At 67.4% G+C, this 13,733-nt stretch carries 15 protein-coding genes; 6 read left to right on the top strand and 9 right to left on the bottom strand.

Translation table 11 applies throughout. From position 1 onward, the window contains the following. Nucleotides 1-29: 29 nt before the first annotated feature. Both ACWGE0_RS40140 and ACWGE0_RS40135 read left to right on the top strand, forming a co-directional pair. Nucleotides 30-899: an A/G-specific adenine glycosylase gene (locus tag ACWGE0_RS40140; protein WP_452266115.1), complete on the top strand. Its 870-nt coding sequence runs from the start codon at nucleotides 30-32 to the stop codon at nucleotides 897-899. Then, nucleotides 899-1,408 carry a 2'-5' RNA ligase family protein gene (locus ACWGE0_RS40135; protein ID WP_452266114.1) on the top strand — a complete coding sequence of 170 codons (510 nt, stop codon included), beginning with the start codon at nucleotides 899-901 and terminating at the stop codon, nucleotides 1,406-1,408. The genes ACWGE0_RS40140 and ACWGE0_RS40135 overlap by 1 nt, the downstream gene beginning before the upstream one ends. Here the strand turns inward: ACWGE0_RS40135 and ACWGE0_RS40130 are convergent. Next, nucleotides 1,357-2,121, bottom strand: a complete 765-nt coding sequence (locus ACWGE0_RS40130) for an alpha/beta fold hydrolase (RefSeq protein WP_452266113.1) — start codon at nucleotides 2,119-2,121, stop codon at nucleotides 1,357-1,359. The two genes, ACWGE0_RS40135 and ACWGE0_RS40130, sit on opposite strands and share 52 nt — an antisense overlap. Here ACWGE0_RS40130 and ACWGE0_RS40125 point away from each other — a divergent pair. Continuing rightward, a complete protein-coding gene (locus ACWGE0_RS40125) occupies nucleotides 2,120-3,574 on the top strand; it encodes a M1 family metallopeptidase (protein WP_452266112.1) in 1,455 nt (484 codons plus the stop codon). The two genes, ACWGE0_RS40130 and ACWGE0_RS40125, sit on opposite strands and share 2 nt — an antisense overlap. Here the strand turns inward: ACWGE0_RS40125 and ACWGE0_RS40120 are convergent. Continuing rightward, nucleotides 3,571-4,095: an AAA family ATPase gene (locus ACWGE0_RS40120; protein WP_452266152.1), complete on the bottom strand. Its 525-nt coding sequence runs from the start codon at nucleotides 4,093-4,095 to the stop codon at nucleotides 3,571-3,573. The two genes, ACWGE0_RS40125 and ACWGE0_RS40120, sit on opposite strands and share 4 nt — an antisense overlap. Here ACWGE0_RS40120 and ACWGE0_RS40115 point away from each other — a divergent pair. Together ACWGE0_RS40115 and ACWGE0_RS40110 are read left to right on the top strand one after the other, a co-directional pair. Then, nucleotides 4,094-4,405: an antibiotic biosynthesis monooxygenase family protein gene (locus tag ACWGE0_RS40115; RefSeq protein ID WP_319971873.1), complete on the top strand. Its 312-nt coding sequence runs from the start codon at nucleotides 4,094-4,096 to the stop codon at nucleotides 4,403-4,405. The genes ACWGE0_RS40120 and ACWGE0_RS40115 overlap by 2 nt on opposite strands. Next, on the top strand, nucleotides 4,402-5,205 hold the full coding sequence (locus tag ACWGE0_RS40110) for an SIR2 family NAD-dependent protein deacylase (protein ID WP_452266111.1): 804 nt from the start codon (nucleotides 4,402-4,404) through the stop codon (nucleotides 5,203-5,205). Before ACWGE0_RS40115 ends, ACWGE0_RS40110 begins: the two co-directional genes overlap by 4 nt. Here the strand turns inward: ACWGE0_RS40110 and ACWGE0_RS40105 are convergent. From ACWGE0_RS40105 to ACWGE0_RS40075, 7 genes are all read right to left on the bottom strand, one after another. Further along, nucleotides 5,177-6,199, bottom strand: coding sequence for an endonuclease/exonuclease/phosphatase family protein (locus tag ACWGE0_RS40105; protein ID WP_452266110.1), 1,023 nt, complete (start codon nucleotides 6,197-6,199; stop codon nucleotides 5,177-5,179). The two genes, ACWGE0_RS40110 and ACWGE0_RS40105, sit on opposite strands and share 29 nt — an antisense overlap. A 45-nt stretch (nucleotides 6,200-6,244) precedes the next feature. Next, nucleotides 6,245-7,018, bottom strand: a complete 774-nt coding sequence (locus ACWGE0_RS40100) for a hypothetical protein (protein WP_452266109.1) — start codon at nucleotides 7,016-7,018, stop codon at nucleotides 6,245-6,247. A gap of 2 nt (nucleotides 7,019-7,020) precedes the next feature. Beyond that, nucleotides 7,021-8,148, bottom strand: coding sequence for a WXG100 family type VII secretion target (locus ACWGE0_RS40095; RefSeq protein WP_452266108.1), 1,128 nt, complete (start codon nucleotides 8,146-8,148; stop codon nucleotides 7,021-7,023). 7 nt (nucleotides 8,149-8,155) lie between these two features. Then, the gene (locus ACWGE0_RS40090) at nucleotides 8,156-8,470 is read right to left on the bottom strand and encodes an ESX-1 secretion-associated protein (RefSeq protein ID WP_452266107.1); all 315 of its coding nucleotides are present in this window, start codon (nucleotides 8,468-8,470) and stop codon (nucleotides 8,156-8,158) included. Continuing rightward, nucleotides 8,467-9,126, bottom strand: coding sequence for a YbaB/EbfC family nucleoid-associated protein (locus tag ACWGE0_RS40085; RefSeq protein ID WP_452266106.1), 660 nt, complete (start codon nucleotides 9,124-9,126; stop codon nucleotides 8,467-8,469). Before ACWGE0_RS40085 ends, ACWGE0_RS40090 begins: the two co-directional genes overlap by 4 nt. 129 nt (nucleotides 9,127-9,255) lie before the next feature. Next, entirely contained in the window at nucleotides 9,256-9,759 is a 504-nt protein-coding gene (locus ACWGE0_RS40080; RefSeq protein ID WP_452266105.1) for a hypothetical protein, read from the bottom strand. A 124-nt stretch (nucleotides 9,760-9,883) separates the two neighbouring features. Further along, entirely contained in the window at nucleotides 9,884-12,445 is a 2,562-nt protein-coding gene (locus tag ACWGE0_RS40075; RefSeq protein ID WP_452266104.1) for an ATP-dependent Clp protease ATP-binding subunit, read from the bottom strand. Nucleotides 12,446-12,763: 318 nt separating this feature from the next. Between ACWGE0_RS40075 and ACWGE0_RS40070 the strand changes: the two genes are divergently transcribed. Further along, nucleotides 12,764-13,561 carry a (2Fe-2S)-binding protein gene (locus ACWGE0_RS40070; protein WP_452266103.1) on the top strand — a complete coding sequence of 266 codons (798 nt, stop codon included), beginning with the start codon at nucleotides 12,764-12,766 and terminating at the stop codon, nucleotides 13,559-13,561. The last annotated feature ends 172 nt before the right edge of the window (nucleotides 13,562-13,733 follow it).

Genomic DNA, 13,733 nt, shown 5'->3' with positions numbered 1-13,733 from the left:
GAGGGCCCTTTGCGCGAGAATGGCGCACGATGAATCACGAGTTGCTTCTGGGCTGGTGGGACACCGCGGCCCGCGACCTTCCGTGGCGCCGTCCCGAGTGCACCGCCTGGGGTGTGCTGGTCAGCGAGATCATGCTGCAGCAGACGCCGGTGGCCCGCGTGGAACCGATCTGGCACGAGTGGCTGGCGCGCTGGCCGGTGCCTTCCGCGATGGCCGCCGCCTCCCATGGTGAGGTGCTCCGCATGTGGGGCAAGCTCGGCTACCCGCGCCGCGCACTGCGTCTTCACGAGGCCGCCACGGCCATCGCACGCGACCACGACGATGTGGTGCCTTCGGACGTCGAGACGTTGGAATCGCTGCCCGGCATCGGCAGCTACACGGCTCGTGCGGTGGCCACGTTCGCGTACGGGCAGAAGTGCGCTGTCGTCGACACGAACGTCCGGCGCGTGGTGGCTCGCGCAGTGCACGGTGCCGGTGACGCCGGCCCGCCGTCGACCAAGCGCGATCTCCGGGACGTCGAGGCGATCCTGCCCGAGGCTCAGGACGACGCCGCGGTGTTCTCGGCGGCGTTGATGGAGCTCGGGGCGTTGATCTGCACGGCCAAGAACCAGAAGTGCGCGGACTGCCCGCTCTACATCGAGTGCGCGTGGCAGCAGGCGGGCCGACCGGCCTACGCGGGGCCGGTGAAGAAGGTGCAGCAGTTCGCCGGGACGGACCGGCAGGTGCGGGGCAAGCTGCTGGACGTGCTTCGCGGTGCGCCCGGACCGGTGCCGAAGATCCAGCTCGACATGGTGTGGCACGACGTGACGCAACGCGAGAAGTGCCTGGTCTCGCTCCTCGACGACGGCCTGCTCGAACAGACGCGGGACGGCCTTTTCGCGCTACCTGGAGAGCACTGATGCACGCGCTGGTGGCGTTCTTCGACGACGAAGCAGACAAGAAGGTCCGTGACCTGCAACGACGCATCGGCTCGAAGCACGAGTACCCACCGCACCTCACCTACGCCGTGGCGAGCACCATCGGCCCCAAGGTGCGCAAGGAGCTCCGCGAAGACCTCCAACGGCTGTGGATGCCGGATCTCTGGCTGCAGACGCTCAGCACGTTCTCGACGGTCGACAACGTGCTGATGCTCGCCGCGGTGGTCGATGCCGAACTGCTGGCCGTGCATTCGGCCATCCACGACGTGCTCGCCGGTCACGTGAAGAACCCGAGCGCGTACTACCTGCCCGGCAGCTGGGTGCCGCACTGCACTCTCGTCCAGAGCGTCGACGACGAGGCGATGAAGACCGCGTTCGCCGCGATCTTCCCCGTCGAGCCGATCCGCGCGAAGGTCCGCGAGGTGTCGATCGTCGACACTCAGACCGGCGAGATCGACGTGCTCAAGAAGGCCTCCACAGCGCCCCGGTAGACCCACGGCGCGCTGGCGTGCACGACATGTCCGGCTTCCGGCACGTACAGGTACTGGCCCTTCGAACGCCGCGCCGCTTCTTCCATCTGCCCCGGTAGCTGGCCGCCCTTGCCCGCCTCGATGACCAGCGACGGGCACTTCACCTGGTCGATGAGGTCCCAGTACGCCCGCGTGCCCCACTCGGCCGCGATCTCGTAGAGGTCGTCCATCGAGGCGATCAGGTGCCAGCCGTCCTCGCGTTCCTCGAAGTACTCGACGAACAGGGGCGTGCCGAAGAACGACGCGATGTGCGAGATCGACTGGAACGGCACCGGCCACGCGTCGAAGAACCACTTCCACTCATCGATCGTCTTGCCCCTGTTGTCCGGGGCGAAGTCCTCGACCACAATCGCGCGCACCAGGTCCGGACGGGTCGCCGCGAGACACCACGCGTGCAGCCCGCCCATGGAGTGCCCGATCACCACAGCGGGCCCGAGGTCCAGGTCCTCGATCGCCTTCGCGGCGTCGGCGACGAAGTCCTCGGTGCGAAACGGTCCCCGCTGCGGGTTTCTGCCGTGCCCGCGCTGGTCAACACCAACGACGCGACCGAAGGGCGTGAGCCACTGCGCGACCGGCCACCAGGCGGTGGCCCTGCTCATCAGACCGTGCAGGAGCAGTACGCCTTGACCCGTTCCGCCGAACTCCACCACCGACACAGGGATGATTAAACGCATGAAGGCCCGCCCGTACCTGATCGCCCTGGTGTTGATCGTGCTCGTCGCCGGTCTGCTCGTCGTGTTCCGCACGCCGGGCGGCGACCCCGCGAAGCAGCAGCGCCAGGAGACGTCACCGCAGGCCGCGGTGGAGGCCGGTGCGGGCGCGGGCGACGCCTACTACCCGACGGACGGCAACAGCGGTTACGACGTCACGCTCTACGACCTCGCGATCACCTACGACCCGTCGTCGAAACAGCTGCAGGGCGTCGCGACGATCACCGCGAACGCCACCGCCGACCTGTCGAGGTTCAACCTCGACCTGGAGGGCCTGAAGGTCAGCGACGTCAAGGTGGGCGGCCAGGCCGCGAAGTTCGCGCAGGAGGGCGACCACGAGCTGGTGATCACGCCGTCCGCGCCGCTCCCGAAGGCCAAGCCGTTCACCGCGGTCGTCACCTACGGCGGCGAGCCCAAGACCGTCGCGGACGCCTCACTGGGCCGCAGCGGCTGGCAGATCTCGTCGACCGGCGGAGCGTTCGCCGCAGGTGAGCCCCACTCCGCGACGTCGTGGTTCCCCGCCAACGACACCCCGCGCGACAAGGCGGCCCTGAAGCTCGCGGCCCGCGTGCCCGACGGCTGGACCGCCGTCTCGAACGGCCTCGAAGGCCCGGTGACGCGCGCCGACGGCTGGACGACGTTCAACTGGGCGGAGGAGACGCCGCTCGCGACCTACCTGGTCACCGTGGCCATCGACAAGTTCGAGATCGTCCGCTCGAAGCTGCCCAACGGCGCGCCGATCCTCGACGCGTACGCCCCCGGCACGTCCGGGCAGAAGAAACCGCTGCAGGCGCAGATGCCGGAGATCATCGCCTACCTCGAGACGAAGTTCGGCCCGTACCCGCAGCGCGCGGCCGGCAGCATCTGGGTGGCCGACCAGATCGGGTTCTCGCTGGAGACCCAGACCAGGCCGATCTACGCGTCGTGGGCGGACCTCGAAACGGTCGTGCACGAGAACGCCCACCAGTGGTTCGGCGACTCGGTGACGATCGAGAACTGGGCCGACATCTGCCTGAACGAGTGCCTGGCCTCCTACTCGCAGTGGCTGTGGCTGGAGAAGGAGGGCACCGACCTCGACGCGCGTTACCGGGGCCGCGTGGAGGAGCTGCGCGACCGGTCGTCGTTCTGGGCGCCGAAGCTCTACGACATGGGCAAGGGCAACGAGTTCCGGGGCGTCTACGACAAGGGCCTCATGGGGATGCACGCGCTGCGCAAGCAGGTCGGCGACGAGGTGTTCTTCAAGACACTGCAGGCGTGGACCGCGAAGCACCGCAACGGCAACGCGTCCTGGCCCGAGTTCGAGAACCTCTTCAAGGAGGCTTCCGGGCAGCAGCTGGACGGGTTCTTTCAGGCCTGGTTCCGCGGATCGGGCATTCCGGAAGATCAGTACCTGCTGCCTGCCGGTGTGCGCCGCTAGCGCCGTGGACCGGCAAGCGCCACCAGTTGGTCCACCACTTCGGTGAGTGGTTTCCGGGTGTCGATTTCGATCGTGGCCGACGACCGGAGCAGCGGCTCGATCTCGGTTTTGTCCGCCATGATCCGTTCACGTTCCTCTGCGGTTTTGCCGAAGGGGTTGGTGTCGCGGTTGGCGATGCGGTCGAGCATCACCGCCAAGGGTGCGCTGAGCAGGACGATCTCGTCGAACCGTGGATAGAACCTGCCCTGGTTGCACACCGTGCCCGCGATGAACAGCGGCTCACCCGAACGTTCATGGTCCGCGATCAGCGCGTCGAGCCGGTCCTCGCGCCACTGCGGCTCCGTGCCGGCGCCATCAGGAAGCAGGACGTGTTCGATCCAGTCTCCGAAGTCGGTGTCCACGACCCGATGTCCGCGCTGTTCCAACCGGCCCAGCACCGTCGATTTCCCGGTGCCGGACATGCCTATCACCAAGATCACCGCCACGTGATCACCGTATGGTGCCGCTAGAGTCGGTGTCATGGCAGTCGTGAAGATCAATGCGATCAAGGTCCCCGAGGGCAACGGCCCCGAGCTGGAGAAGCGCTTCGCCGCCCGCCTCGGCGCGGTCGACGACCAGCCCGGCTTCCTGGGCTTCGAGCTCCTGCGTCCGGTCGCGGGCGAGGACCGCTACTTCGTCGTGACGCACTGGGAGACCGACGAGGCCTTCGTCGCGTGGCGCGACGGGCAGGCCGGCGCCGCCGCGCACTCCGGTGAGCGCGCGAAGCCCGTGTCGTCCGGTGCCGACCTGCTCGAGTTCGAGGTCGTCTTGGGGAGCAAGCCCAAGCAGTGACATCGCTCGACTCCACTTACGACCAGGCAGCAGAGCTGATCGCCGGGGCGGACGGGTTGCTCGTCTGCGCCGGCGCCGGCATGGGGGTCGACTCCGGTCTGCCGGACTTCCGCGGCACCGAGGGCTTCTGGCGGGCCTACCCGCCGTACGAGCGGCTCGGGCTGAAGTTCGAGGAGATCGCCGATCCCGTGCACTTCGCCGACGATCCCGAGTTGGCGTGGGGTTTCTACGGCCACCGGCTCCACCTCTACCGGGAAACGGTGCCGCACGAGGGTTTCGCGATCCTGCGCTCGTGGGGTGCCCGCGCCTTCACGTCCAATGTGGACGGTCAGTTCCAGAAGGCGGGGTTCACCGACGTCGCCGAGGTCCACGGGTCGATCCACCACGTCCAGTGCGTGGAACCGTGCACCGACGAGATCTGGGAGTGCGCGTTCGACGTCACGGTGGATCCCGAGACGATGCGGGCCGTGGGCGAGCTGCCGTCGTGCCGGTTCTGCGGTGGCCTGGCGCGGCCCAACATCCTGATGTTCGGCGACTGGGGCTGGGTGCCGCACCGCAGCCAGGAGCAGCTCGACGCGCTGACCGAGTGGCGGCGTTCGCACCGGAACCTGGTCGTGATCGAGATCGGTGCCGGGACCGCGGTGCCGACCGTGCGGCGTCAGGCAGAGCTGGCGAGCGCGGCGTCCGGTTCGTTGATCCGGATCAACACCCGCGAGCCCGCCGTCCGTCACGGGCGAGGCGTGTCCTTGCCGGTGGGCGCGTTGGAGGCTCTTACAGCCTTGGCACGACGAACTGCGTGACGACGGCCCGGTGATCGCTGCCGGGCACGTCGAACACGTCCAGCGTGTCGACCGGGCAGCGGGTGTCCACCAGCACGTGGTCGATGGTGACCGGCGGCGGCCAGAACCCGCTGTTGCTGGGCCACGTGTGGATCAGCCCCTTGCCGACCTGGTCGGCGGCGTCCACGTAACCCTTGTTCAGCAACCGCGTGAGGCCGACGTGGTCGAGCGTCGCGTTGAAATCACCCGCGAGAATCCTGATCGCGCCGGTCGAGTCGGGCACGGGCAGCCCGGCGAGCTCGCGCTGCCACGCCTCCGGCCCCTCGGTGACCACCGGCGGCAACGGGTGCACCGACACGACCTCGATGTCCTTGCCCGGCAGGTCCACCAGCGCGCCGGCCTGCTGCAACGTGCCCGGCGGGGTCAGATTCCGCTGCGAGAGCCGGTACTTCGAGGCGATCCCGCTGCCGGACCCGCCCGGCTCGTCGAGGAAGACGCGGTCGGGCAGCAGCTGGCCGAGGCCCGCCCGGTCGAGGTCGCGCACCATCTCCGGCGTGAGCTCCTGCAGGGCCAGGATGTCGATCTTGCGTTCCCTGACCTCGCGCACGATGGCGCCGGCGTCCGCGATGCCGGTGAGCAGGTTCGCGGTCATCAACCTGACCTGCTGCCCCACCCCGTTCGGCCGCGCGTCCGGGAACGCCCGCGGCACCACGTTGGCCACGAGCACGATCCCCACCAGCGTCATCGTCAGCCCGATGACCCACCTCTTGCGCAACAGCGCGAACAACCCGATGAGCAGCCCAGCGACCGTGAGGTACGGGATCAGCGAGGTCGTGGCGATCATGTACCGCGTGCCGTCGATGCCGAGCAGCCTGATGAACGCCGCCGTGACGAACGCCATCGCGCACACGACCAGCAAGAACGTGGCGAACCCGCTCTTGCCCGGCTTCACCTCGGTGGTGACCACGTCGTGCAGTGTGCCCGAACTCGCGTCGGTCTCCGGTGTGGTGCTCACAGCTGAAGGACGGCCGGCAGCCCGCTCCCGTTGCCTGCCCCTGCCTCAGACCGCCGCCGGGTGCCTCGGCCGCGCGCCGGGCATGCGGTCGAGCAGGCCGATGAGAGCGTCCACCCTGCGCAGCACGGACTCCTCCTCGATCTGCCCATGCACCGTCGTGTGCACGATTCCGCCTTCCCAGCCGATGAACCAGAACAGCTGCTCATCCGCCTGAGTCCGCAACCACTCGGCGACGTGGTCGTTCACCACCGCACCGGCTTCTGGCAGGTCACTGGTGTACGCGAGGTGCCCGCTCAGTTCGGGCAACCGCAGTTCCATCCACAGGCGGCTTTCGCCCGCCCGCGACGGCTCGGCCGCCCATCTGGTGAAGAGCCCGCGTCCGGCACCACCCCCGATGACGATCTTCAGCGGAACCAGGTCCGAGGTGGCCACCTCGATCCGGTGCTCGTAGTGCGTGACGGTGTTGCCCGCTGTGGTCACGGTGCGCACCTCCACCGAGGCTTCGCACACCCGGACGCGCCATCCGTTGCGCTCGAACTCGAGTGCGTAGTCGAACCTCGGCCCACCCGCGCTCGTCAACAACCCCAATGCACCACCGTGCTCACCCATGAAAGGTGGTGCGAGAGCAGCCGACCACGGCAGCACGTCGCCGCTCGCATCCGCCACCGAACCGCTGACGTTGCCGGCGAACGCGGCCAGCGCGTCCTCGTGCTCGTTCACTTCCTGCCTGCTCTTGCGCCACGACCACCACCACAGCGGTGAGAACAACGCAACGAGGCCGACCAGCAGCAACAGGAGTTTCAGCTTGTAGGGCTCCATGATCAGATGTCCAAATACCCTTCGATGCGCTGTTTCGAGTGATCAGTTCCGGTCTCGCGTGACTCGGCGGCCTGCTCGTTGAGGGATGCGTTTCGCGCACCCTTCTCGTGGCCGTAGTTGATCTGAGCAAGTGCCTCGTTGCCGACAGCGTCACCCATCGACTTCCAGAAGCCCTGCTGCATCCGCTCACCGACCATGCCCTCGTGGCTGTTCATCCGGGTGACCGGGTTGCTCCGGAACGTTTCCCACTTCGTCTTGCCCCTGAGCGCGTCCGTGGCGTCCTGGCTGCGGACCTTCTTGTCCGCCATGGCCTTCTTGAAACCGGTGCCGAGGTTCTTGGCCTTGGCAGCCAGGTTCCGCAGGAAGTCCATGATCTTGGTCAGCAGCTGGCGCAGCTTCGCGACGATGCGCGACACCCGGCTCGCGGTGGAGGCGATCCGGACGCCGGTCGCGGCACCCGCGGCAGCCGTCGACGCGCCGCAGCTCGGCACGGCGGCGGCCAGTGCGGGAATCCAGATCATGATCAGCCAGGTGATCAGCTCGGAGAGGATCGCCTTGATGACGTCCTCGATGATCTGCATGACCATCGAGGACATCATCAGCAACTCGGCGAGCTCACCCGCCTGGCCCGCCACCCCGTCGATGCCGCTGGCGAACTCGCCCAGCTTCGTGGCAGCCGCCTCCGAGGCACTGCCGCCCCAGGTCGTCACAGTGCTCTGCAGGTCTTCGGTGAACCTCGTGCTCAGGTCGGAGATGCCCTGGGCGATCGCGCCGAAGTTCTCGCAGGCCTGCTGCAACGCCGGACCGTCGCCGCTGACGAAGTGGATCGCGTCCTCGAGCGGCTGCACGACGCTGATCAGGAAGTTCAGCCCCTGGCCGACCAGCCAGCCGATCGGGTCCATCACCATGCCCTGGCCGAACTCGACGACCGACGTCACCAGCGCGCTGCCCTCGGAGGTCAGCCCCGCGACGCCGCCGGTGTCGCCCGTCTTGCCGGCGGCTTCCTTCGCCTTGACGAAGTTGCCCCAGATCGGCGCGTTCTCCTCGGCCTTCTGACCGACCGTCTTCTCGCCGACGGTGATCTTGACCTGCTGGTCGCCGGAGCCGGCCGTGTAGTCCTGTTCCGCCATACCGGCCCTACCCCCTGTCGACCTGAATGCCTTCGAGGATCTTCTTCAGAGCCTCTTCCTGGTCCGCATAGCCCTTCGCGGTGTCGCTGAACTTCTCCGCGCCGGAGTCCAGACCCTCCGTCATGGCGGTGAGCGTCTCCTTGAGATCCCCGAGCATCTCCGTGTACTGCTGCTTCACGAAGATCCCGACGACACCCCACGACTTGTCGCCGACATCGGACTTGTCCACGAGACCTGAGACCTGGCCGGCGAAACCGCGGTGGTCCTGAAGCTTGTCCGCGTACTGCCGCAGCTCTTCCGGGTTGACGCTGTACCCGCTCATCGCCCGTCCTCGTCGTCGAAGAGGTTCAGGAACTTCCCGTCCTGTTTGGACGGAGCGGCAGGAGGCTGCGGCGAGCGCTCGGTCCACGAGTTGCGGCGAAGCACGTTCTGGTCGGAGAAGTCGTCCTGCGGCTCGGGTGCGGGCCTGCGTGGCGGTGCGGGCGGCCGGACCGGTCCACCGTTCTGGGGCATCGATGGCACCGGCGGACGCGGCAGGGCCGGAGCGACAGGCGGCTGCGGCGTCGCTTCCTCAGCCCGGACGGCGCGAAGCTCCTCTTTGGACATTCCGAAGAGCTGCGCCTGGGTTTCCAGGACCTGGTCGGAGAGCGACATGTCGTCGCCGATCGCGCCCTCGACGATTCCCGCCTGGCGCCGGGCGGCTTCGGCGACGGCCTGCTGCAGCGTGCTCATCAGCTCGGCGGCCAGTGCGTGTGGTGGCCTGCGCATGGCCAGGTCGGTCAGCCTGATGTCCTTGATGCTGCCGGACGGTCCCGCCACCACCGTGACGGCGCGGTCGGCCGACGTGGCCACCGCCTCCAGCTCGGTCAGCTGTTGCTGCATCTCGCCGATGCCGGCGAACTGCTGGTCAACGCGCTGCATCTGGGACTGGAACCGCTCGAACTGAGCGACCAGCTGCTCGAACGCCGCCGACGGCACAAGGACCTCCCTCTGAAGACTCGCCCGCACAAGATCACGCGAGCGGGCGTCATAGTGGCAGGAGGAGTTTCGGGTTCGCGGCGAAACGGACGAATCGAGGTGGCCGAGTGACCGGCGCTACAGGGCGGGTCAGACGACCGCGGAAGGATCTCTCGGTTCGACACCGGCCATGAGGTCGAGCGTCTCCACGATCATGTCGACCAGGAAGACGAGCTCGCTGACCCGGATCTGCCCGCCGCACTCCACGCGGACGATCCCGTCTTCGAAGATCAGCTCGAAGAACTCCAGCGGCACCCTCCGGTACGGCACGGGAACCGTGGCGATCTCGATCCAGTGGGCGAAGATCACGTTGGTGTCGCCGAGCCCCGGTCCCCTGGCTCGGGAGGTCTCGCTGACCCGGACGTGCCACGGTCCGCGCTGGAAGGCGAGGGTCAGTGCCGGCCAGCGCAGTTTCGGGGACCACGTGCTCGCCTTGTCGGGGCCCATCAGCTCGCCGCCGAGGCTTTCCGCCAGTTCGGCCAGGGCAGGGGTCTGCTCTGCCACCGCGTCCGCGCGCTGGGCGGAGGCGAAGCCCTTGGCCAGCAAGGACATGACCGTGAAAGCGACCACGACGATCACGACGATGGTGAGCACGCGACCTCCTCTCTGCCCTGGGGCTTGTTCTTCCTCAACTCGTCACGAGCGCGGATTGTTGAACACGTAGAAAAAACGGCCCCCAGGCCGGAAGCCTGGGGGCCGTTTTCACACCGGAGCTAACTCACTCGGTCTCGTTCGCCGGAGCGTCCTGCGGCTCGATGGCCGCGGGCGCCGCGAGGTCGACGGGCGGGGCGTCCGGCACGCGGTTCGGCTTGGCCTCGCCGCGGAACACGAACTTCGCCTTGTCGTGCTGGTCCGACTCGCCGTCCCAGCCCTCGACGTCGGTGATGATGATCTGGCCCGGCTGGATCTCGCCGAACAGGATCTTCTCCGACAGGGTGTCCTCGATCTCGCGCTGGATCGTCCGGCGCAGCGGGCGGGCGCCCAGCACCGGGTCGAAGCCGCGCTTCGCGAGGAGCATCTTGGCGCGATCCGTGAGCTCGATCGCCATGTCCTTGTTCTTCAACTGCGTCTCGACGCGGGCGATCATCAGGTCCACCATCTTGATGATCTCGTCCTGAGTCAGCTGGTGGAAGACGATGATGTCGTCGATGCGGTTGAGGAACTCGGGCCGGAAGTGCTTCTTCAGCTCGTCGTTGACCTTGTTCTTCATGCGCTCGTAGTTGGACGCGGTGTCCTGACCCGAGGTGAAGCCGAGGCCGACGGCCTTGCTGATGTCCGACGTGCCCAGGTTCGACGTGAAGATGATGACGGTGTTCTTGAAGTCCACCGTCCGGCCCTGACCGTCGGTCAGGCGGCCGTCCTCCAGCACCTGGAGCAGCGTGTTGTAGACCTCCTGGTGGGCCTTCTCGATCTCGTCGAAGAGCACGACGGAGAACGGCTTGCGGCGCACCTTCTCGGTGAGCTGGCCGCCCTCTTCGTAGCCGACGTAACCGGGAGGGGCACCGAAGAGCCGCGACGCGGTGTACCGGTCGTGGAACTCGCCCATGTCGATCTGGATGAGCGCGTCGTCCTCGCCGAACAGGAAGTTCGCGAGCGCCTTCGAGAGCTCGGTCTTACCGACACCGGACGGGCCGGCGAAGATGAACGAGCCGGAGGGGCGCTTCGGGTCCTTCAGGCCGGCGCGGGTGCGGCGGATCGCCTGCGACACGGCCTTGACCGCGTCGACCTGGCCGATGATCCGCTTGTGCAGCTCGTCCTCCATGCGGAGCAGACGCGTGGTCTCCTCCTCGGTGAGCTTGAACACCGGGATACCGGTCCAGTTGGCGAGGACCTCGGCGATCTGCTCGTCGTCGACCTCTGCGACGACGTCCAGGTCTCCGTCCTTCCACTGCTTCTCCCGCTCGGCCTTCTGGCCCAGGAGCTGCTTCTCCGCGTCACGGAGCTTCGCCGCGCGCTCGAAGTCCTGCGCGTCGATCGCGGACTCCTTGTCGCGACGCACGTCCGCGATCTTCTCGTCGAACTCGCGCAGGTCTGGCGGCGCGGTCATCCGGCGGATGCGCATGCGAGCGCCCGCCTCGTCGATGAGGTCGATCGCCTTGTCCGGCAGGAACCGGTCGTTGATGTACCGGTCGGCCAGCGTGGCGGCGGCGACCAGCGCCGAGTCGGTGATCGAGACGCGGTGGTGCGCCTCGTACCGGTCGCGCAGGCCCTTGAGGATCTCGATGGTGTGCTCGAGCGACGGCTCGCCCACCTGGATCGGCTGGAAGCGGCGCTCCAGCGCGGGGTCCTTCTCGACGTGCTTGCGGTACTCGTCGAGGGTGGTGGCACCGATCGTCTGCAGCTCGCCACGAGCCAGCATCGGCTTCAGGATGCTCGCCGCGTCGATCGCACCTTCGGCAGCACCCGCACCGACGAGCGTGTGGATCTCGTCGATGAACAGGATGATGTCGCCGCGCGTGCGGATCTCCTTGAGCACCTTCTTCAGGCGCTCTTCGAAGTCACCGCGGTAGCGCGAACCCGCGACCAGCGAGCCGAGGTCGAGCGTGTAGAGCTGCTTGTCCTTGAGCGTCTCGGGCACCTCGCCCTTGACGACCATCTGCGCCAGTCCCTCGACGACGGCGGTCTTGCCGACGCCGGGCTCGCCGATGAGGACCGGGTTGTTCTTGGTGCGGCGGGACAGCACCTGCATGACCCGCTCGATCTCCTTGGTGCGCCCGATCACCGGGTCGAGCTTGCCTTCACGGGCCGAAGCCGTGAGGTTGCGCCCGAACTGGTCCAGCACCAGAGACGACGACGGCGTGCCCTCGCCACGGCCGGTGGACTCGGCGGCACCCTTCTCCGTCGAGTAACCCGACAGCAGCTGCAGCACCTGCTGCCGCACCCTGTTCAGGTCGGCGCCCAGCTTCACGAGGACCTGCGCAGCAACGCCCTCGCCCTCGCGAATCAGGCCGAGCAGGATGTGCTCGGTGCCGATGTAGTTGTGGCCGAGCTGCAGCGCCTCGCGCAAAGACAGCTCAAGCACCTTCTTGGCGCGCGGGGTGAAGGGGATGTGTCCACTCGGAGCCTGTTGGCCCTGGCCGATGATCTCCTCGACCTGCTGGCGGACGCCCTCCAGCGCGATCCCCAACGACTCGAGCGCCTTGGCGGCGACACCTTCACCCTCGTGGATCAGACCCAGGAGGATGTGCTCGGTGCCGATGTAGTTGTGGTTGAGCATCCGTGCCTCTTCTTGGGCAAGGACAACCACCCGCCTCGCGCGGTCGGTGAACCTTTCGAACATTCGCACTCCCTGACTGCTGCGTCGGCGGTCCTCGGCTCCACCGATCTACCCTGGTGAGCGCGGCACCGTGGCTCCACTGTAGTAGGCGGTCCCGAGGCCTGTGGTTCCCATCAGCGGCAAGCCGCGTCCGGCAAACTCTGACATCGGCATCAACGCAGGTCGGGAGCAACGGATTCCACAGATCGGGCGATGTCCGCTGAGCGCGAACAACCGACCGTTGAGCGATACTCCTGTGACCGGGCCCACCACAACAGGCCAAAAACGAGCACCTTAGGTAAGGTTAGGCAAGCCTCATACATATGAGATAGGACTTGCGCGTTGACCGTACCTGCGAGGGTCTCACAGCAGAACCCGCACGCGCTCACGCCTCTGGCCGAATCCATCATCCGTCTGAACGCCGGCACCGAGATCAGCTTCGGCACGCCCCCGGCAGACTGGACGATCTGTTCGGACCTGCTGGCCGAGCCGTCGCGGTTCGACCTGTGGCGCAAAGACCTGGCCTCCTGGCTCGTAGAGCAATACGGCGAGTCCGACGACCGCGCAACGGCCGGCTACATCATGGGCTGGTACCTGCACCAGCCCGGCTACCTGGCAGGCCTCCTCTTCCACACGGCCCGCCGCGTACCCACCCTCAAGCCCTCTGACATGGCCTTCCACATCGCCACCGAAGGCCGCCCGCACCCAGACGGCATCGCCCTGATGTGCGACGAGTTCGCCTGCCTCCCCGACGACCCGGCCTCAAACCACCCAGCCGCCACCGTCGTCCCCTCCGAGGCCGCCCTAGCCGCCATCCTCCGCGCCCGCTACGCAGCCCACGCCGCCCAATTCGTAGCTTCCTTCGGCCAAGTGGTCCGCTTCGGCCGCCGCCAACTCTGGGCAGCGGCAACCGACATGCTCGAATACGGCCCCTGGGCCGCAGGCCGCCTGTTCGGCGATGAAAACGCAGGCGTCACCGACGCCGCGATGATCCTCCCCGAAAAGCTCGAGCCCTTCGTCTCAGCCTCAACCCTCCACCTCACCGAGGAGGGCTGGAAGCGCAAGCGCAACAGCTGCTGCTTCCACTACGTGCTCCCAGACGCAGAACCCTGCACGGCCTGCCCACGCACCTGCTCCTAAGCCGCGAAGCCGGAGGCGAGCCCTCAAGCGAAGGCGAAGCCGAGCAGTCCCGACGGCGAAGCCGAGGCGTCCTTAAGTCTTGAAACAGCGCTCCGGGCGGGTCCCCGTCACGAGTCGTGCCTCAGCACTCGCTGCAACCAGGCAGGGGTGTCAAACGGACACGCTTTTCGTC

The sequence above is a fragment of the Lentzea sp. NPDC054927 genome, from assembly GCF_053610285.1.
Note: the sequence above shows the minus strand (reverse complement) of the source record. Positions and strands in the feature narration are given on the sequence as shown.